We start from the raw sequence: 19,661 nt of genomic DNA, 5'->3' as shown, positions 1-19,661 counted from the left end.
CCGGCGCCGACGATGCCGCCGTTAGACTGAATGGATGAACCGCTTCGCCGCACGCCTGCTGTACTTCGTCGCCGCCCTGATCGGCCGCCTGCCCTGGCCGGTGCTGCTCCGCCTGGGCGATGCGCTGGCGGCGTGGTGGCGCTGGCGCGACGTGCGCGAAAGTCGCGTCGCGCGGATCAACCTCGAACTCGCCTACCCCGACCTGCTCCCCGCCGAGCGCGAAACGCTGCACGCGGCGATCCTGCGCACGACCGCGCGACAGGTGCTGGAAACCATCCGCCTGTGGACCCGCCCGCACGCCGAGAACCTGCGACTGCTGCGCGAACAACACGGCACGGCGCTGATGGACGAGGCCATCGCCTCCGGCCGGGGCGTCATCATCGCCGCGCCCCACCACGGCAACTGGGAACTGCTGAACCAGTGGCTGGCGTGGCGCACGCCGCTGGCGATCCTCTACCGCCCGCCGGAGTCGGAAGTCGTCGAACACTTCCTCAACCTCGTGCGTGCCGACCATGAGCAGTCGGACGCAGGGGAACGCGTCACGCAGGTCCGCGCCGAAGGCCCGGCGATCCGGCAGCTGTTCAAGCGCCTCAACGATGGCGGCGTCGTCGGCATCCTGCCCGACCAGCAGCCCAAGGCAGGCGACGGCGAGTTCGCGCCGTTCTTCGGCGTGCAGGCGCTGACGATGACGCTGCTGGGGCGGCTCGCCTCGCGCACGGGCGCTACCGTGCTATTTGCCTGGTGCGAGCGCGTGGACACGCATGCAGGCCATCCGGGCTTCGCGCTGCATATCCAGCGCGCGCCGGCAGAAGTCTCGGATCCGGATCCGAAGATCGCAGTGGCGGCGCTCAACGCCGCGGTCGAGGCGATCGCCCGTCGCGATCCCGCGCAATACCAGTGGACCTACAAACGCTATACGCTCAGGCCGCCGGGTTCGGGGGAAGAGAACCCGTACTGGAACCGCTGACGGCACGCGCCGTCGCGAACGCGCAACGGAGCGACACGATGGCCGACCACGACGAAGCCGCCGCGGCGGCCACACCGCCCGCCGACTGGCATCCCCTGCCCGACCGCGCGCGGCTGCCGAGCATGCTCACGCCGATGCTGCCCTTCGCCATCCCCGGGCTGGTGGCGGGCTTCGTGCTGGCGGGCGTCTTCGACCTGTGGCTCGCGCCGCCCGTGCTGGCGCTGGTCGGACTGGCCATCGGCGCGTGGATTGGCCTGAAGCACTATCGAAGCACCTTCTGGCGGCTGGACGCGGACGGACTGGCCGTGCGCCGCGGCCGGATGTGGCAGCGCGAAACCCGCGTGCCGGCCACGCGCGTGCAGCACCTCGACATCAAGCGCGGCCCGCTCCAGCGCCAGCGCAACCTCGCGACCCTGATCGTGCACACCGCCGGCACGCGCCACAGCGCGGTGACCGTGCCGCACCTGGATGCCGCCGACGCCGAGCGCCTGCGCGACCTGCTCGCGCGTCCCATCGAAGCGAACGATGCCGATGACGACGCCTGACGGGCCGTCGCCCGACGCCGCCCCGGACGCGACGGTCGCGGCCGAGCGTCGCCTGCACCCGATGTCGTGGCTGTTCGTGCTGGTGCAGCAGCTGAAGCAGTTCGTGCTGCCGCTGGTGGCGCTGCTTGTGTTCGGGCGCGGCGACCGCAACGAGCTGTGGCCGCTGATCGGCGTCGCGGTGCTGGTCGTGCTGTCGCTGTGGCAGTACTTCACCTATCGCTATGGCGTGGCCGGCGACCGGCTGGTGGTCCGCAGCGGCCTGTTCGAACGCAGCCTGCGCGTGATTCCGTTCGCGCGCATCCACAACGTCGCGCTGCAGCAATCGGCGTTGCACCGCGTGTTCGGCGTGGCCGAAGTGCGCCTGGAATCGGCCGGCGGCAGCAAGCCCGAAGCGCAGATGCGCGTGCTCAAGCTCGAAGACGCGCTCGCGCTGGAAGCGCTGGTGCGGCACCGCGGCGCGACGGCCGCGACGAGCGCGAACGAACCCGAATCGACCACGCTGCTCGCGCTTCCCTTCGGCGAGATCGTGCGCCTCGGGCTGGTGTCCAACCGCGGCCTGGTCGTCGTCGCGGCGGCATTCGCGGCCATCGTGCAGATCAGCCAGCGCGCGGTGATGGATACGTTCCGCTCGGTCGGCAAGTGGCTGTTCGGCTTCGCCGGCGAGCATCACTTCGGGCTGGGGCAGTACGTCGTGTCCGCGCTGGCGCTGGTGCTGTTCGCCATCCTCGTACTGCGCGGGTTCTCGATCCTGTTCGCGTTGCTGCAGTACCACGGGTTCCGCCTGAGCGAGATCGGCCGCCGGCTGACCGTTGAACGCGGCCTGCTCGCACGCTGGCGCACGAGCGCGTCACGTCGGCGCATCCAGGCATGGACGCTGACTGAGGGCACGCTGCATCGGCTGCTGAAGCGTCGCAGCCTGGACGTCGACACCGCCGTCGCCGAGGAACACCAGCAGCAACGTGCGTTGCGCGAACTGGCACCCATCGCGACGCCGGCCGCCTGCGATGCGCTGATCGCACACCTGCTACCGCGCGCGGGCTGGACGCAGCTGGACTGGCGCGCGTTGCCCACGTCGAACTGGTGGCGACTGGTGTTGCCGACGATTCCGGTCGTCATCGCGATCACCATCGCCGCGAGCTGGCGCTTCGGCACGTGGGGCCTGCTGGCGCTGGCGTGGCTGCCGTGGGCGGCGTTCGCCGCGCATCGTCGCGCGCGACGCATGGCGTACGCGGCCAATGCGGAGATCATCGCCGTGCGCGAAGGCTGGTGGACGCGCCACTGGCGTTTCGCCGAACTGGACAAGCTGCAGGCGCTGCAGCTCACGCGTTCGCCGCTGGATCGCCGCTGCGGCACCGCGACGCTGCATCTGGACACCTCGGGCGCAGGCGCGCTGTCGCCACCGCTGCGCGTGCGCTTCCTGCCGCACGAGGACGCGCTGGCGCTCTACGCGTCGCTGTCGCGGATGCTCGCGCGGCGGCCTCTGCGTTGGTGATCCGGCGCGCGGATCAGCCCGGCAACAGTTCGCGCATCGCCTTCCAGGATCGCCAGAAGCGGCGCCACGGGCGCGCTTTGCGGCGGCGTTGCGGGCGTAGCGATCCGTCGATCAGCGATTCCACGGCGTCGAGCACGCGATTGGACGCGCGCCCATCGCGCGCGGGATGGAGCGTGTCCGCGTAGGCGTTCGCCTCATCCCGACGGGCAGCCGGCGACGACAGCGCGGCGTGCAATGCCGCGTCGATGTCGCCGGCACTCGCGACGTCATGCATGAAAGGCTGTGGCTTGCGATGACGCACGGTCACAACGGGCTTGCCGAGCAGCGCCATTTCCTCCGCGACGGACGTCGTGTCGCACACCAGCGCATCGGCGGCGTGGAGCATGTCGATCAGGTGTTCGGAATCGAGGTACATCGCGTTCGGCCCGGCCAACCGGCGGTAACGTTCGATGCGCTCCGGCGGCGACATGGGGTGCAGCGTGAGCAGCCAGTAACGATCGCCGCGCGCAACGAGGCGCTCCATGTGTTCGAAGCACTCGCCGGAGCAACTGAGCGGATCGTTGAAGGTGGACGCGAACATCGCGACCGGCCGCCCACCCGCGGTTTCGCGCAATCCACGCGCATTCGCCGAGACGCCGCCGAACAGCGGGTCCAGTTTCGGCCAGCCCGTCTCCACAACCACGAAATCGCGGCGCTCGACGGCCTGCGCCTGCATCGGGCCGGTCGTTGCCGGACCGTGGGTGCAGTACAGGTCGAACAGGCCCAGCACGCGATGCTGGCCCTGCGCGGGATCGCGCTTGTGCAGGTTCAGGCCGTGGAACAGCTGTACCTGCCACCCCGGGAAGAACGGCGGAATACGGTTGACGGTCGAAAACACCGCCTGCGGCGCGAACGCCTTCAGCGCGCGGCGGCTGGTCAGGCGTGGTTCGTCCGGCGCCAGGCGCGCGGCCATCGCGTCGCTGGCGACCCACGCCACGTCATGTCCACGCGCAAGCGCCTCCCGCGCGAGCGGGCGCAGGATCGGCAGCGAGTACGGCTCGGACGCCAGCAACACCAGGCGATGCGGCATCGTTCAGCCCAGGCCCCAGTAGCCCATGCGCTGGCGGATCTGCAATGCGCGAAAGCGCGCCGCGAGGGGCTTGGCCTTGAGGCGACCCAGCTCGCCGCCGAGCAGCGCGTCGGTCGCGGCTATCACCCGTTCGGACGACCGCCCGTCGCGATACGGATGGATCGCATCGGCATAGTCCGCCAGTGCAGCCTTGAGCGCATCGTCCGGCGCGAAGGCGCGCGCGAGCATGTCCGGCAGCCGCGCGGCGGCGTCGAAATCGAGCATGTGCGGTTTCGGCGCGCGATTGCGGAACGTCACCACGGGCTTGCGCTGCACCACGAACTCCGACACGACCGACGTCGTGTCCGCGACGAGTACGTCCGCGGCGCGCTGGGCGGTGACGAGCTGTTCGGTTTCGAAGAACGTCGCGTTGGGACCGGCCAGCGCGCGGTAGCGTTCGAACAGCTCCGGCGCGCATTTCGGATGCAGCGTGAGCAGCCAGTAGCGGTCGCCGCGCGCGACTTCCGCCGCGATGCCGTCGAACAGGTGCGGCGCCGCGCTCAGGCGCTCGGTGAAAGTGGAAGCGAACATCACCACCGGCCGGCTGCCGGCGGGGGCGCGCATCGCGGCGGCGGCCCCCGCGTCGTCGCGGAACAGCGGGTCCAGTTTCGGCCAGCCGGTTTCGACCACGGCGAAGTGGCCGGCCTGCGCGGCCAGTTCCCGGAACGGCGCGGTCGTCGCCGGCCCCTGCGTGCAGTACAGGTCGAACAGGCCGCGCACGCGGAAGTGGCCGCGTTCGTCGGAGCGCTTTTCGACGTTGAAGCCGTGGAACAACTGGACCTTCGCGCCGGAAACGAACGTCGGCACCCAGTTGGCCGCGCTGAACACCGCACGCGGTTTCAGCGCGACGGCTTCGCGCAACCCCACCGTACGCACCGGCGCCGGCAACCGCGCACCACTCGCGCCATCGACGAACCACGCGTGCACGGCATGCCCCGCGGCGTCCAGCGCCTGCGCCAGCGGTTGCAGGATCGGCAGGGCGTAGCGTTCGGTGGCGAACAGCAGGTAATCGGCCATCAGCGGTCCGGTGGTGGAAGCGAAGGCGACGCCGGGCGTCGCCACGCGATTATCGCGTCGGCCAGGCCCGGCCGGCCACCGTGACGCACGCGCGGCTGCGCGGCGAATACCGCCTGCAGGCGCGTGCGGAAGGCGCGATCGTTCTCGAGGAAGCTCGCACGCGCCGCTTCGCCGAGGCGCGCGCACGCCGCCTCGTCCATCGCCAGCACCTGCATCACGGCCGCTTCCACGGCCTCGACGTCGACGTGGTGGCGGACATCCAGGCCCAGGCGCTCGCCGGGCCTGCAGGGCAACAACAGCCCGCACGCCGGCCCGACCAGCTCGTTCATCGGCGCCGCGTCGGTGGTGATCACCACCGCTTCCACGCTCATGGCCTCGGCGATGTAGTGGCCGTACCCCTCCGCTTCCGAAGGACACAGGTGGAACCGGTGCGCGTTCTGCAACCGGCGCAGCTCGTCGTCGTCGAGGTGGCCGACGCGGTGGTCGACATTCTCGGCCGACAAGCGCAGGCGCGCCTTGCGCGCGCACTGGACGACGGTCAGGCGCGGCCATTCCGGGTGGCGGCGCCACGCTTCCAGCACGACCTGCGTGCCCTTGGCCGAACTGCGACCGGCCAGGTGGAAGAACGCCCGCTCGCGCGGCACGGCGCGATCGAGGCGATCGGCGCTGGTGAAGCCGGTATACGTCGTGGCGCAGCCCAGGCGCTGGAAGATCTCGACTGCGTGGCGGGACTTGCACAGCACCCGGTCGAAGCGCGGCAACAGCGCGGTCCACGAAGGCCGGAACCATTCGGGATTGGGCATCAGCAGGTTGCTGCGCGCCGTCGCGAGGACAGGTTCGTAGATCCGCTCGACCGACAGCTGCGCATCCACCGGCCCCGCCAGGCGCGTGGCCAGGCAGAGGCGCCACTGCGCCAGGCGGTTTCGCAGGCGGCTGTTGCCGAGCCCCACCGTCGCGACCTCGTGGCCGTGGCGCAGGACATCGCCGATCAGACGCAGGTCGCGACTCAGGCCGGCGCCGTTGTCGCGGGTGATCACGCGCAGCTTCCCCAAGCTCGCCCCCCGGCTTCATCCCCGGGTCCATTCATCGGCAGCCCGGGGTTCCATCCCCGGCCCCATTCTGCGTGGAACGCGCGGCCTTGCAAGCGACCTGCGACCGTCGCGAATCGGGACCGTGAAGGCGCTCACGACTTGTGGCGAGGGGTTGCCGGCTGCACGATGACGCCCACTGGAACCCGGACCGCCGCCATCAACGCTTCGCCCGCCCCCGCAGACGCACGCCACGACGCACCGGCGCTGTCGGCCTGCATCATCGCGTTCAACGAAGCCGACCGCATCGCCGACTGCATCGCCTCGCTCGCCTTCTGCGACGAGATCGTCGTGGTCGACTCGCATTCGACCGACGCGACGGCGCGGATCGCCGCCGACCTGGGTGCGCGCGTGATCCAGCGACCGTTCGACGGCTTCCGCAGCCAGAAGCAGTTCGCCATCGAACAGGCCGCGCACGACTGGGTGCTGTGCCTGGATGCGGACGAACGCGTCGGCGATGCGCTGCGGACGTCGATCGAGGCCGAACGTGCACGCGGTTTCGAAGGCGCCGCCGGTTACCGCTTCGCGCGCCTGAGCGAGTATTTCGGCAAGTTCCTGCGTCATGGCAACGCGTATCCGGATCGCGTGCTGCGCCTGTTCGACCGCCGCCGCGGCGGCTGGCGCGGAAAGCGGGAGGTGCACGAGGCGGCGAGCGTCGACGGCGCCGTGCGCACGTTGACGGGCGACCTCATCCATTACCCGTACCGCTCGCTGCAGGCGCAGCTGCAGAAAACGCAACGCTACGCGCGCATGATGGCCGAGCACGACTTCGCGCGCGGCAAGCGAGCGACGCTGGGCAAGCTGGTGCTGTCGCCGGCTTGGCGGTTCTGGCGCGGTTACCTGTTCCGCGGCGGCTTCCTCGACGGCTGGCACGGCCTGGTCTACGCCTACGTCCGCGCGAACTACGTGCGGCAGAAAACCATCATGTTGTGGCTGTTGCAGAACGGCCGCCCGATCACCGATCCAAGCCCATGAACACTTCACAGACTCCACGCGTCAGCGTCGTCATCTCCACCTACAACTGGCCGCAGGCACTGGAACTCGCGCTGGAAGCGCTGTCGCGCCAGACGATGCTGCCGCACGAGGTGATCGTCGCCGACGACGGTTCGCGCGACGACACGCGCCAGATGCTCGAACGCCTCGCGCGCGACTACCCCGTGCCGCTGCGCCACAGCTGGATCGAGGACAAGGGCTTCCGCCTCGCGTTGGCGCGCAACCGTGCGATTGCCGCGACGACGGGCGATTACGTGCTGATCCTGGACGGCGACATGCTGCCGCATCCGAAGTGCGTCGAGGACCAGGTGCGCGCCGCGGAGCGCGGCAGCTTCGTGCAGGGCATGCGCGTGCTCACCGACGAAACCGGGCGCGACCGGTTGCTCTCGCGCGAGGTGCGCCAGCTGGGTTTCTTTGACCGCGGACTGACGCGACGTCGCCACACGCTGCGCATTCCCGCGCTGGCGGCGCTGTCGCTGCGCGTGACGCGCAACCAGAAGACCAGTTCGATCAAGGGCTGCAGCCAGGCGTGGTGGCGCGACGACCTGATCGCGCTGAACGGCTTCGACGAGCGCTACGAAGGCTGGGGCCGCGAGGACAAGGACCTGGCCGTGCGGGCGTTCCACCATGGATTGATGCGGCGGATGCTCCGCTTCGGCGGGCTGGCGACGCACCTGTACCACCGCGAGCGTCATGAGGACGGCGCGAGCCCCAACGATCCGCTGCTCGCCGATACCAAGGCGACCAGGCGCGTGCGCAGCCCGCTGGGGCTGGACCGGCACCTGGAGGAGTTCGCGAACCAGCCGTTGCCCGACCTGCGCGAACAGGTGCGCGCCGGCTAACGGCAGCCCGTCGCGGCATCACCCGGCACGAGCGTCCAGCCGCGCCGGTTCGCATTGCCCAGGTGCTGCGTGCGCGACGCGTCGATGCACGGCGCGAGCGCGACGTCCTGCACCAGCAGCCAGCGCCTCGTGGGCGCTTCGCGCTGCCAGCGCAGGCCGCGCTGCATCTGTTCGTCGAAATCGACCTTGAAGCCGAATTCGGCGACGCGGCGATCGGCCATCAGCAGGTTCTGCTCGCGCCATGCGACCAGGCCGAGTTCGGCGTCCGGACCGATGCGCCTCCCGACGTCGGTCATCAGGCCACGCGCGGACGATGAATCGTTGAGCAGCGGCGCGAGCATCAGGCCGAACGCCACCCACACGCCCGACAGCATCGCGACCGTCGCCGCGAACGGTCGGCGGCGGCCAGCGAACAGCAGGCACAGCACGCCCCACACGCCCACCGCGGTGATGCACATCGCCAGCGCGGTCGATTCGGCCTCCAGGCCACGCTCCTCGACGAAGCGGCGTTCGAAGCCCGGATCGCCGAACCACATGGCAAGCCCGCCCAGCAGCATCGCGATCGAGAACACCGCCGTGAAGCCGAACGCGGCGCGACGCACACCCACCTTGCGCATCAATCCCGGCAGCAGCGGACCAAGCGCCAGCGCCATCATCGGCAGCGCCGGCAGGATGTACATGTCGCGTTTGCCGGACGGGATGCTGAAGAACACGATCACCAGCGCCCACCACGCCAGCGGCAGCAGGTAGCGCGGATCGCGACGGCGCAGGCGGCGACGCCACGCGGGAATCGCCCACGGCAACGCGAGCGCCGTCGGCAGCCACATCGTCGCCATCACTTCAAGGAAGTACCACAGCGGCTGGCCGTGATCCCATGAGGCGCCGTAACGCTTGGCGGTCTGGCGAAGGAGGATGTCGTCGACGTACGCGCGATATTCCGGGCCGGCGTGGCCGATCGCGGCGATCAGCATCGGCACCAGCCACACGCACGCGGCGAGCACGAATGCGAGCGGGCCGAGCCAGAAGCGCGCATCGCGCACGTGGACCTTCACGTTCCAGCCGCGCAATGACGCGAAACCCGCCGGCACGAGCATCAGCAGCGCGAGGATGCCCACGCCCTTGCTGATGACGCCCAGCGCCGCGGCGGCCCAGCCGAGCATCCACATCGGCCAGTTCGGCCCTTGATTGCGCGCGGTCTGCAGGACGTGCCGCAGCAGGCCGTAGTTGCCCAGCGTGATCCAGAACACCACGAGCGGATCGATCTGCGCCTTCTTCGCCTGCCAGGTGAACTGCAGCGCCAACAGCAGCGCGTAGCCGGCATAGAGGCCGACGCGGCGCGTCCACAGCCGCTTGCCCAGGTCGACCACGCACCACAGCGTGCCCAGCGCGGCGAGCAGCGACGGCAGCAGGAAGGCAACGCGCCAGTTGCCGAAGATCGTGTAGGCGATCGCCTGCAGCCACATGAAGACCGGCGGCTTGTCCGAATACAACTCGTGGCCGCGATGCGGGAACAGCCAGTCGCCGCTTTCGACCATCTGCTTCGCCACGAGCGTGAAGCGCGGTTCGTCAGCCGGCCAAGGATCGCGCAGTCCCAGTCCGGCGCCGAGCACGAGCAGGGCGATGATCCAGAACAGCCAGGTGTCGCGGGAGCGGGGGTCGGTCAGCGGGCGCGGGGTCGGCAGCATCCGCGGATGATATCCGCCGGATGTTGTCGGAACGTCGGAATGCCTCGCCCGCCGGCCCGCCCGATTACGCTGCCTGCTTGCGCAGCCGCGCGTAATAGAAGCCGTCGTAGCCGAGCTCGCCCGGCAGCCGCTGGCGGCCCACGCCGGCCACACGGCCGAAACGTTCGTCGAGCGGTTCGGCGACCGCGTTCGGCGTGCGCGAGAGGAACGCTTCGACCTGCGCTTCGTTCTCGGCCTTGAGGATCGAGCACGTCGCGTAGAGCAGCACGCCGCCCGGTGCGACGGTCGTCCAGAGCGCATCGAGCAGGCGCGCCTGCGTCGCGGTGAGCGCGTCGAGATCGGACGCGCGGCGATGCTGGAGCACGTCCGGCTGGCGACGCACGATGCCGGTCGCCGAACACGGCGCATCGAGCAGCACCGCATCGAACGGCACGCCGTCCCACCATGCGGCGGTTTCGGCCGCATCGACCGCGGCAAGCTGGATGCTTCCGCCGAGCTTCAACCGCGTCAGGTTTTCCTGCACGCGGACGAGCCGCTGAGCGTCGATGTCGATGGCCGACAGGCGCAACGTCGCTTCGCGTTCGAGCAGGTGCGCGGCCTTGCCACCGGGCGCGACACAGGCGTCGAGCACGCGCGCGCCGGCGACGGGCGACAGCGCCTCGACGACCAGCTGCGCGGAGGCATCCTGCACAGACACTTCGCCGTCGCTGAAGCCCGGCAACGCGGCGACTGCAACGGGCGAATCCAGACGCAAAGCGTCGGGCGCGTTGTCGTCGGGCTGCGCGGGAATGCCGGCGTCCTGCAGGCGCTGCATGTATTCCGCAGGCGTGCCGCGGCGGCGGTTCACGCGCAGCCACATCGGCGGCTCGGACACGCTCGCGTCGAGGATCGCGGCTTCATCCTCCGGCCAGTCGGCGGCGATGCGTTCGCGGAGCCACGCCGGCCAGTGCGCGTGCGCGTCGCCGGCCGGAATGCCTTCGCGTTGCGCGCGTCGAAGCAGCGCGTTGACCAGTCCGGCCTGGTGCGTGCGTCCGATCGCACGCGCGGCATCCACCGTGGACGCGAGCGCCGCATGCGCCGGCAGTTTCAGTGGATCGAGCTGCGCGAAGCCGGCGAACAGCAGCGCCTTGAGTTCGCCATCGCGATAGCCCAGCGGCTTGCTCATCCACGCCGACAGCGCCGATTCGAAACGCGCCGGCTGGCGCAGCACGGCGAAGCAGATCGCTTCCACCAGCGCGCGATCGCGCGGGTCGGGCAGTGACGGCAGCGCCTGGGCGAGTTCGGCCTTGAGCGAGCGTCCGTGATGGAGCACCGCATCGAGCACGCGCGTGGCGATCACGCGGGGCTGCACGCCGGGCGACTGCATGCGGTGGGGATGCTTCATCGGAACCTCAGCGAACCAGGTCGCGGCGACCGTTCAGGTAATCGGCGGCGGTGATCGCCTTGCCGCCGTCGCGCTGCAGCACGCGGATGCGCAGCACGCCGACGCCGCACGCGATATCGAGGCCTTCGCGCGATGCGCGCAGCAACGTGCCCGGCGCCGCGTCGTGCGTTTCGTCGAGCGCGATGGCGCCGTGCAGGCGCAGGCGTTCGCCGGCGACACTGGCTTCGGCCATCGGCCACGGATTGAACGCGCGCACCTTGTTCGCCAGCGCGCGCGCCGGCTGCGACCAGTCCAGGCGCGCGTCGTTCTTGTCGAGCTTGTGCGCGTAGGTGACGCCTTCCTCCGGCTGCGGCTGCGGCACCGGATGGATGTCCGCCCGCAGCAGTCCGAGGCCGTCGGCCAGCACCTGCGCGCCGAGTGCCGAAAGGCGGTCGTGCAGCTGTCCGCCGGTTTCGTGCTCGCCGATGTCGATGGCCTGCGAGAGCAGCACCGGCCCGGTATCCAGGCCCTTCTCCATCTGCATCAGGCAGACGCCGGTGCGCGTGTCGCCGGCCTCGATGGCGCGCTGGATCGGCGCCGCGCCGCGCCAGCGCGGCAGCAGCGAGGCGTGCACGTTCCAGCAGCCGTAAGTCGGGATGTCGAGCACCGACTGCGGCAGGATCAGGCCGTAGGCGACGACGATCATCAGGTCCGGCTGCAGCGCGCGCAGCGCCTCCTTCGACGCGGCGGACTTGAAGTTCTCCGGCTGCATCACCGGGATGCCGCGCAACAACGCCTCGCGCTTGACCGGCGACGGCGTGAGTTCGCGTCCGCGCCCGGCCGGGCGGTCGGGCTGCGTGTAGACGGCGACCACCTCGCCCTTCTGTGCGGCGGCGCGCAGGCAGGGAACGGCGAAGTCGGGGGTTCCGGCGAAGACGAGTCTCATGGGCGCGGTGCGGTGTTCCGGGAGTTATGCGAACGCTGGAAACGAAGAACGCGGGTCGCCCCGCGTTCGTGTCGTGCATGGCGCCGGCATGCCGCCGGCGCATGGCTCCGTCAGGCGGCGGCCTGACGGCGCTGCTTGGCGAGCTTCTTGCGGACCATCTCGCGCTTGAGCGGCGAGAGGTAATCGACGAAGAGCTTTCCGGCCAGGTGATCCATCTCGTGCTGGATGCACACGGCCAGCAGGCCGTCGACGTCCAGCTCGCACTCCTTGGCGGTGCGGTCGAGGTACTTCACGGTGATGCGGTCGGCGCGGGTGACGTCGGCGAAGATGCCGGGCACCGACAGGCAGCCTTCCTGGTACACCTGCTCGCCATCGCGCGTGACGATCTCCGGATTGATGAAGACCATCGGCTGGTTCTTCTCCTCGCTCACGTCGATGACCATGAAACGCTGGTGCACGTCGACCTGGCTGGCGGCCAGCCCGATGCCGGGCGCTTCGTACATCGTCTCGAACATGTCGTCGATCAGCGACTGGAACTGCGCATCGGCGATGCGCGCGGGATCGACCGGCGTCGCAACGGTACGCAGGCGCGGATCGGGGAATTCGAGGATGGGAAGCAGGGCCATGGCGTCGAAATGGGGGCGTGTGTCACAACCGCAAGAAGTACCGTGATTGTAACCCCGTTACGGGCCTCCAATGCTTGCAACCCTGCGGTTCTTCTGGGCTATAGTGCCGCGGTGCCCCGCCTTCAGGTGTGGTTTTGGGGACGCTGCCGGGGGCAGCGGGGCCGCACAGTATGTTCAGGGGCGGTAAGGGGAATTGCCAGATGGCCTTGATGCTTAAACCGTTGCGCACGGTGATGACCGCTGCGCTGCTCACGATCGCCACCTACGGCGTCGCCGCGGAACTCGCTGGCGGCCATCCGGACACCTACGTGGTGAAGAAGGGCGACACCCTCTGGGACATCGCCGGACGCTTCCTGAAGAAGCCGTGGCTGTGGCCCGAAATCTGGCAGGCGAACCCGCAGGTCAAGAACCCGCACCTCATCTTCCCGGGCGATGTCCTGTCGCTGGCGTACCTGGACCGCGTCGCGGTGCAGGAAGGCCCGCGCCAGGAAGCGCCGATCAACGCCATCCCGCTGTCCGAGGTCGAATCCTTCCTCAAGGACCTGCGCGTGGTCGACGAATTCGAGAGCCTGCCCTACGTGGTCGGCCTGGAAGGCGACCGCCTGCGCAGCGCCGGCAACCAGCTGGTGTATGCGAAGGGCCTCGACGCCGCGCAACCGGGCCAGCGTTACATGGTCGTCCGCCCGAGCCAGCGCTTCCAGACGATGGATCCGGACCGCTGCTGCGAGCCGTCGGGCCGCCGCGCCCAGACGCTGGACTTCCGCGGCCAGCGCAACTGGGGCACCGAAAGCCTGTGGGCGTACCAGCTCCCGCCGGGCGGCGGCGAGTTCCTCGGTTACGAACTGGCCAAGGTCAGCACCGCAACCGTCACCCGCGGCATCGTCGGCGACGCCGAGGCCGCCACCCTGCTGGTCGACGACAACGGTCGCGAAGTGCGCGCCGGCGATCGCCTGATCCCGGTGGAAGCCCAGTCCTACGACTTGCAGTTCTTCCCGCACGCCCCGGCGCAGGAGCCGGCCGTCGAGAAGGCCCGCGTCATCGCGGTGACCGACATGGTCAGCAGCGGCGGCACGCGTGACGTGGTCGCCCTCTCGGTCGGCGCCGCGGACGGAGTGGACAACGGCACCGTGTTCTCGGTGTGGCGCCAGGGCAGCATCGAAGTCGACCGCGTGCGCGCAGGCATCGACCGCAGCCCCGACGCGCATACCCGCGGCGAGAAGGTGAAGATGCCCGACGAGTTCGCCAGCCACGTCATGGTCTTCCGCACCTTCGACAAGGTCAGCTACGGTCTGGTGATGGACGGCGTCGCGCCGACGCGCCTGGGCTATCGCCTGAAGCATCCGGACGCGACGAACTGACGCCACGTCGGGAAGTTTCCTGATCGAAGCACGCGACGGCGCCCTAGGGCGCCGTCGTCGTTTGCGGGCGATGCTGGCGCGATGACCGCCCGATCCGAAGACGCCTCCGACGATATCGAAACCCTCGCGCTGCTGAGGCTGATCACCGCCGGCGGCAGCAGCGCGGCGCGATGTTCGCTGATCGAACGCTTTGGTGGCGCGGCGCAGGCGATCACCGCGGGGCCCGCCGGGTGGCGCGAAGCCGGATGGTCGGACGAACAGGTCGCCGCGCTGTCGTCGGCCGTCGCGCCGCCGGAGGCGATCGCCTGGCTACGCGGCCCGTCGCATCACCTCATCGGCTGGCATCAGGAGGACTATCCGCCGCCACTGCGCAAGTCGCCCAACCCGCCTATCGCGCTGTTCGTCGCGGGCGACCCCTCGCTGCTCTGGCAGCCGTCCGTCGCGGTCGTCGGCAGTCGGGGGCCCACGCCCGGCGGTCGCGACAACGCGCGCGACTTCGCCCGCGCATTCGCCGCGTCGGGTCTGGTCGTGGCAAGCGGAATGGCCGCGGGGATCGACACGGCCGCACACCTGGCGACGCTCGACGCGGGCGGCCGCACCTTCGCGGTGCTGGGGACCGGCCCCGACGTGCCCTACCCGCGCGCCAACACGGACCTCCACGCGCGCATGGTGGACCCGGCCGCGGGTGCGATCGTCAGTGAATACCTGCCCGGTACCGGGCCGGTCGCGTTCCACTTCCCCAGCCGTAACCGGATCCTCGCCGGGCTCTCCGTCGCGACGGTGGTGATCGAGGCCGCCGAGCGCTCGGGCGCCCTGATCACCGCCCGCCTCGCCTCCGAGGCCGGGCGGGAGGTGTTCGCGGTGCCGGGCTCGATCCACAACCCGCTGGCACGCGGTTGCCACCGCCTCATCCGGGACGGCGCCGGACTGGTCACCTGCGCGCAGGACGTCATCGACGCGCTCTCGCCGCAGATCGCGGTCCTCGCGCAGGACTTGCGACGACAGCTCGGCGCCCCCATCCACCCCGCTCAGGTGGTCGAGCCGGACGCCCGGGGCGGTTCAGGGGTCCACGACCCCGACTACCACACCTTGTGGAATGCCCTGGGCCATGACCCAACCGCTATGGATCAACTGGTGCAGCGGACCGGATTGACGGCCGCGGCAGTGTCCTCCATGCTGCTGCTCATGGAGCTTGATGGCCGGGTTTTTTCGCAGCACGGCCGGTATTTCCGCAGTCGTTGAAGGCTCCCGTTCAGGGACTCCACGCGGCCCCGCGGGCCTTCCGCAAGTTCTGCCCACCGCGCCGCGTGCGGCGCAGGCCGAGGGAAATGAAAGAGAGCATCCTGGACGTCCTGCTTTACCTGTTCGAGCACTACTTCACCGACGACGCGGATCTCGTCCGCGACCGCGATTCACTCCGTAGCGGCCCCCTCTTCGACGAACTCGGCAAAGCCGGCTTCAGCCCGGCCGAGATCAACAAGGCCTTCGAATGGCTCGACGCGCTGGCCCAGCAACGGCCCAGTGCTAGCGCCCCGCGCGCGAACGGTCCGGTCCGCGTGTTCTTCGGCCCGGAACTCGACAAGCTCGACGTCGAATGCCGCGGGTTCCTCCTCTTCCTGGAGCAGCACGGCGTGCTCGATGCCGGCCAGCGCGAGCTGGTGCTCGACCGCGCGATGGCGCTGGACCAGGACGAGATCGACCTGGACGACCTCAAGTGGGTCGTGCTGATGGTGCTGTTCAACCAGCCGGGGTCCGAAGCGGCCTACGCCTGGATGGAAACGCAGATGTTCGAGGACGAGCCGGAGCCGGTGCACTGAGCATCGCCGGACGTCCGTAGCGCGCCTGGGGAGGCGCAGCCGGTCGGGCCACCATGGCCCGCCGAAACAATCAGGGGATTCGCATGACGGACTGGTACTACCACCTGCCGGGTCAGGGCCGCGTGGGCCCCCTGGGGGCCGACGACGTACGCGAGGCCTACCGCGAAGGCCGCGTACAGCGCGACACGCTGGCCTGGCACGTCGGCGCGCGCGACTGGCTGCCGCTGGACCGGTTCTCCGATTCCCTGAGCCTCGATGACATCGCCACGCCTTCGCCTGCCTACGCGGCGCCCGCGGCCGTGGCGGGCGACGCCCTTGATCGCACCTCGCCCTATGCGCCGCCACGCGCGGAACTGAGCGAAGCCGGCGATTACCACGCCGCCGCCGGCGAGGTCGTCTACGCCGGCTTCTGGAAGCGCGTGGCAGCGCTGATGATCGACTCGCTCGTCGTCACCGTCGCGTACTACGTGCTGCTGATCGTGGCCCTGATCGCCTTCAGCGTCGGCCTGTCGGATGCCCTGAGTGGCACCCCCGGCTCGTCCGGCGCGGCCCAGCTGATTGGCGTGGTGGCGGTGTTCGCCTACCCGATCGTCAGCGCGCTTTATTACGTGAGCCTGGAGTCGTCCGCGACGCAGGCCACGCTGGGAAAGATGGCCGTCGGCATCAAGGTCACCGACGACGTCGGGCGCCGCATGAGCCGCGGCCGCGCGCTCGGCCGCTGGGCCTCGCACCTGCTGTGCTACCTCACGATCTACATCGGCTACTTCATGGCCGGGTTCACCGACCGCAAGCGCGGCCTGCACGACATGGTGGCCGGCACGCTGGTGGTCGACCGCTGGGCCTACACGGCGCATCCGGACCGCCAGCGCCGCGGGCTCGGAACCGTGGCGCTGGTCCTGCTGATCCTGGGCGGCCTCGCGGTCGTGGCGTACGCCGGGATCCTGCTCGCCGTCGCGATCCCGGCCTACCAGGAGTACGTCCGCCGGGCCGTCGGCGGAGGCTGACCCGCACGCTGAACAGGCAGGCCGCAGCGCGGCGCCCATCCCGGCTTCACGCCGCCGCGCTTGACAGCGCCCGGCGGCGCGTGGCCTCAATAGAAAAAGAGAAGCCCCCGCACGCCCGCGCCGGATGCCGCGGGCGTAGTCTTCTCCCGCCCCCATCCGCCCCCATCGCAGCACCGGGACAGGTCCTGCGGAGCCCCCATGGCCAAGAATCTCCTCATCGTCGAGTCGCCCGCCAAGGCCAAGACGATCAACAAATACCTCGGCAAGGACTTCACCGTCCTGGCCTCCTACGGCCACGTCCGCGACCTGGTGCCCAAGGAAGGCGCCGTCGATCCGGAGCGCGGCTTCGCCATGCGCTACGACCTGATCGACAAGAACGAGAAGCACGTGGACGCCATCGCCAAGGCCGCCAAGGGCGCCGACGCCCTCTATCTGGCGACCGACCCGGACCGCGAAGGCGAGGCCATCAGCTGGCACATCGCGGAGATCCTGAAGGAACGCGGCCTGCTCGAGGGCAAGACCCTGCAGCGCGTCGTGTTCACCGAGATCACACCGCGCGCGATCAAGGAAGCGATGACGCAACCGCGCGCGATCGCCTCCGACCTCGTCGATGCCCAACAGGCGCGCCGCGCGCTGGACTACCTGGTCGGCTTCAACCTGAGCCCGGTGCTGTGGCGCAAGGTGCAGCGCGGGCTGTCGGCCGGCCGCGTGCAGTCGCCGGCGCTGCGCATGATCGTCGAGCGCGAGGAAGAGATCGAAGCCTTCGTCGCGCGCGAGTACTGGACCATCGAGGCCGAGTGCGCGCATCCGACGCAGGCCTTCACCGCCAAGCTGATCAAGCTGGACGGCAAGAAGTTCGAGCAGTTCACCGTCACCGACGGCGACACGGCCGAGGACGCCCGCAAGCGCATCACGGCCGCCGCCAACGGGGCGCTGCACGTCACCGACGTCGCATCGAAGGAGCGCAAGCGCCGCCCGGCCGCGCCGTTCACCACTTCCACGCTGCAGCAGGAAGCCTCGCGCAAGCTCGGCTTCACCACGCGCAAGACGATGCAGGTCGCGCAGAAGCTGTACGAAGGCGTGGCGATCGGCGAGGAAGGCACGGTCGGCCTGATCACCTACATGCGTACCGACTCGGTCACGCTGTCGCAGGACGCCATCGGCGAGATCCGCGACGTGATCGCGCGCGATTACGGCACGCGCGCGCTGCCCGACAAGCCCAACACGTACCAGAACAAGTCGAAGAACGCGCAGGAAGCGCACGAAGCCGTGCGCCCGACCTCCGCGCTGCGCACGCCGTCGTCGGTCGCGCGTTACCTCAGCGACGACGAGCGCAAGCTCTACGAACTGGTGTGGAAGCGCGCCGTCGCCTCGCAGATGGTGCCGGCCACGCTCAACACCGTCTCGGTCGACCTGGCCGCCGGCAGCGAGCACGCGTTCCGCGCCTCGGGTACGACGGTCGTCGATCCGGGCTTCCTCGCCGCGTACGAGGAAGGCAAGGACACCAGGACCGCGGACGACGAAGACGAAGGCCGCAAGCTGCCGGCGATGAAGACCGGCGACCGCGTGCCGCTGGATCGCATCCACGCCGACCAGCACTTCACCCAGCCGCCGCCGCGCTACACCGAAGCGGCGCTGGTGAAGGCGCTGGAGGAATACGGCATCGGTCGTCCGTCCACCTACGCCTCGATCATCCAGACGCTGCTGTTCCGCAAGTACGTCGAGATGGAAGGCCGCAGCTTCCGTCCGTCCGACGTGGGCCGCGCGGTGTCGAAGTTCCTGTCCTCGCACTTCACGCGCTACGTCGATTACGACTTCACGGCCAAGCTCGAGGACGAACTCGATGCGGTGTCGCGCGGCGAGGAGGAATGGGTCCCGCTGATGGAGAAGTTCTGGGGCCCGTTCAAGGAACTGGTCGAGGACAAGACCGAATCGGTCGACCGTTCCGAGGCCACCGGCGCGCGCGAACTGGGCACCGATCCCAAGAGCGGCAAGCCGGTGAGCGTCCGCCTGGGCCGCTTCGGGCCCTACGCGCAGATCGGCGACAAGGACACCGACGAGAAGCTCGAATTCGCGTCGCTGCGTCCGGGCCAGTCGATGCACACCATCACGCTGGAAGACGCGCTGGAGCTGTTCAAGCTGCCGCGCAAGCTCGGCGAGAACGCAGGCCACGAAGTCAGCGTCGGTATCGGCCGCTTCGGTCCGTTCGCCAAGCGCGGCACGACGTACGCGTCGCTGACCAAGGAAGACGATCCGTACACGATCGACCTGGCGCGTGCGGTGTTCCTGATCGAACAGAAGGAAGAGATCGCGCGCAACCGCATCATCCGCCAGTGGGACGATAGCGACGTGCAGGTGCTCAACGGCCGCTTCGGGCCGTACATCAGCGACGGCAAGCTCAACGGCAAGATTCCGAAGGATCGCGAGCCGGCCTCGCTCTCGCTGGAAGAAGCCACGCAGTTCCTCGCCGACACCGGCAAGCCGGTTCGTCGCGGCTTCGGCAAGAAGGCCGCGAAGAAGGAACCGGCGGTGAAGGTGAAGAAGGAAGCCGCCGCGAAGAAGGCGCCTGCCGCCAAGAAGGCGCCGGCGAAGAAGGCTGCAGCCAAGAAGACCGCCAAGAAGGCTGCGAAGAAGACGGCGGCCAAGGCACCGGCGAAAACGGCCGCCAAGAAGGTCGTGAAGAAGGCGAAGGCGTAAACGCCTTCGTCTTCTCTCCAACCTCATCCCTTCTGATGTCATCCCGGCGAAAGCCGGGATCCAGGCTGGCAGCGTCGGTGCGGCCGAGGCTGTCCCTGGCACGCCTCGACGCA

At 69.5% G+C, this 19,661-nt stretch carries 17 protein-coding genes; 10 read left to right on the top strand and 7 right to left on the bottom strand.

Translation table 11 applies throughout. The annotated features are described in order from the left end of the window. Positions 1-34 precede the first annotated feature (34 nt). Genes ABIE51_RS02300 through ABIE51_RS02290 form a run of 3 tightly spaced genes read left to right on the top strand, consistent with a single transcriptional unit; the run spans position 35 to position 3,004 of the window. A complete protein-coding gene (locus ABIE51_RS02300; protein ID WP_192632071.1) occupies positions 35-967 on the top strand; it encodes a lauroyl acyltransferase in 933 nt (310 codons plus the stop codon). Between the two features lie 38 nt (positions 968-1,005). Continuing rightward, positions 1,006-1,512: a PH domain-containing protein gene (locus ABIE51_RS02295; protein WP_192632070.1), complete on the top strand. Its 507-nt coding sequence runs from the start codon at positions 1,006-1,008 to the stop codon at positions 1,510-1,512. Then, positions 1,499-3,004: a PH domain-containing protein gene (locus ABIE51_RS02290; protein ID WP_192632069.1), complete on the top strand. Its 1,506-nt coding sequence runs from the start codon at positions 1,499-1,501 to the stop codon at positions 3,002-3,004. Before ABIE51_RS02295 ends, ABIE51_RS02290 begins: the two co-directional genes overlap by 14 nt. A gap of 13 nt (positions 3,005-3,017) precedes the next feature. Here the strand turns inward: ABIE51_RS02290 and ABIE51_RS02285 are convergent, their stop codons facing one another. The 3 genes from ABIE51_RS02285 to ABIE51_RS02275 are packed head-to-tail and all read right to left on the bottom strand — an operon-like array spanning position 3,018 to position 6,166. After that, positions 3,018-4,073: a CDP-glycerol glycerophosphotransferase family protein gene (locus ABIE51_RS02285; protein WP_192632068.1), complete on the bottom strand. Its 1,056-nt coding sequence runs from the start codon at positions 4,071-4,073 to the stop codon at positions 3,018-3,020. Between the two features lie 3 nt (positions 4,074-4,076). Further along, positions 4,077-5,132 carry a CDP-glycerol glycerophosphotransferase family protein gene (locus tag ABIE51_RS02280; protein ID WP_192632577.1) on the bottom strand — a complete coding sequence of 352 codons (1,056 nt, stop codon included), beginning with the start codon at positions 5,130-5,132 and terminating at the stop codon, positions 4,077-4,079. Continuing rightward, on the bottom strand, positions 5,129-6,166 hold the full coding sequence (locus ABIE51_RS02275; RefSeq protein ID WP_354503308.1) for a glycosyltransferase: 1,038 nt from the start codon (positions 6,164-6,166) through the stop codon (positions 5,129-5,131). The genes ABIE51_RS02280 and ABIE51_RS02275 overlap by 4 nt, the downstream gene beginning before the upstream one ends. A 180-nt stretch (positions 6,167-6,346) precedes the next feature. Here ABIE51_RS02275 and ABIE51_RS02270 point away from each other — a divergent pair, with 180 nt between their 5' ends. Further along, a complete protein-coding gene (locus ABIE51_RS02270; RefSeq protein ID WP_425494092.1) occupies positions 6,347-7,192 on the top strand; it encodes a glycosyltransferase family 2 protein in 846 nt (281 codons plus the stop codon). Then, positions 7,189-8,052: a glycosyltransferase family 2 protein gene (locus tag ABIE51_RS02265; protein WP_192632067.1), complete on the top strand. Its 864-nt coding sequence runs from the start codon at positions 7,189-7,191 to the stop codon at positions 8,050-8,052. Before ABIE51_RS02270 ends, ABIE51_RS02265 begins: the two co-directional genes overlap by 4 nt. Here ABIE51_RS02265 and ABIE51_RS02260 read toward each other — a convergent pair. The 4 genes from ABIE51_RS02260 to def all read right to left on the bottom strand — a co-directional run bounded on the left by ABIE51_RS02260 (position 8,049) and on the right by def (position 12,672). Further along, positions 8,049-9,737 carry an ArnT family glycosyltransferase gene (locus ABIE51_RS02260; protein ID WP_192632066.1) on the bottom strand — a complete coding sequence of 563 codons (1,689 nt, stop codon included), beginning with the start codon at positions 9,735-9,737 and terminating at the stop codon, positions 8,049-8,051. The two genes, ABIE51_RS02265 and ABIE51_RS02260, sit on opposite strands and share 4 nt — an antisense overlap. A gap of 64 nt (positions 9,738-9,801) precedes the next feature. Next, positions 9,802-11,121, bottom strand: coding sequence for a 16S rRNA (cytosine(967)-C(5))-methyltransferase RsmB (gene rsmB / locus ABIE51_RS02255; protein ID WP_354503304.1), 1,320 nt, complete (start codon positions 11,119-11,121; stop codon positions 9,802-9,804). A gap of 7 nt (positions 11,122-11,128) precedes the next feature. Further along, positions 11,129-12,046, bottom strand: coding sequence for a methionyl-tRNA formyltransferase (fmt, locus tag ABIE51_RS02250; RefSeq protein WP_192632065.1), 918 nt, complete (start codon positions 12,044-12,046; stop codon positions 11,129-11,131). A 110-nt stretch (positions 12,047-12,156) separates the two neighbouring features. Beyond that, positions 12,157-12,672: a peptide deformylase gene (gene def / locus ABIE51_RS02245; RefSeq protein ID WP_192632064.1), complete on the bottom strand. Its 516-nt coding sequence runs from the start codon at positions 12,670-12,672 to the stop codon at positions 12,157-12,159. A 209-nt stretch (positions 12,673-12,881) separates the two neighbouring features. Between def and ABIE51_RS02240 the strand changes: the two genes are divergently transcribed. The 5 genes from ABIE51_RS02240 (at position 12,882) to ABIE51_RS02220 (ending at position 19,548) form a co-directional block, all read left to right on the top strand. Continuing rightward, on the top strand, positions 12,882-14,030 hold the full coding sequence (locus ABIE51_RS02240) for a LysM peptidoglycan-binding domain-containing protein (RefSeq protein ID WP_192632573.1): 1,149 nt from the start codon (positions 12,882-12,884) through the stop codon (positions 14,028-14,030). An 81-nt stretch (positions 14,031-14,111) separates the two neighbouring features. Further along, the gene (dprA, locus tag ABIE51_RS02235; protein ID WP_192632063.1) at positions 14,112-15,272 is read left to right on the top strand and encodes a DNA-processing protein DprA; all 1,161 of its coding nucleotides are present in this window, start codon (positions 14,112-14,114) and stop codon (positions 15,270-15,272) included. Positions 15,273-15,358: 86 nt separating this feature from the next. Continuing rightward, the gene (locus tag ABIE51_RS02230; protein ID WP_157028990.1) at positions 15,359-15,847 is read left to right on the top strand and encodes a DUF494 family protein; all 489 of its coding nucleotides are present in this window, start codon (positions 15,359-15,361) and stop codon (positions 15,845-15,847) included. A gap of 83 nt (positions 15,848-15,930) precedes the next feature. Then, complete coding sequence (locus ABIE51_RS02225; protein ID WP_192632062.1) at positions 15,931-16,851, top strand: RDD family protein; 921 nt, start codon at positions 15,931-15,933, stop codon at positions 16,849-16,851. 198 nt (positions 16,852-17,049) lie between these two features. Further along, entirely contained in the window at positions 17,050-19,548 is a 2,499-nt protein-coding gene (locus tag ABIE51_RS02220; protein ID WP_192632061.1) for a DNA topoisomerase I, read from the top strand. Positions 19,549-19,661: the final 113 nt, after the last annotated feature.

Source organism: Lysobacter sp. OAE881, from assembly GCF_040546665.1.
In the GTDB taxonomy this organism is placed as follows: Bacteria; Pseudomonadota; Gammaproteobacteria; order Xanthomonadales; family Xanthomonadaceae; genus Lysobacter_J; species Lysobacter_J soli.
The sequence above is the reverse complement of the archived record's forward strand: the minus strand, read 5'-3'. Positions and strand labels throughout refer to the sequence as shown.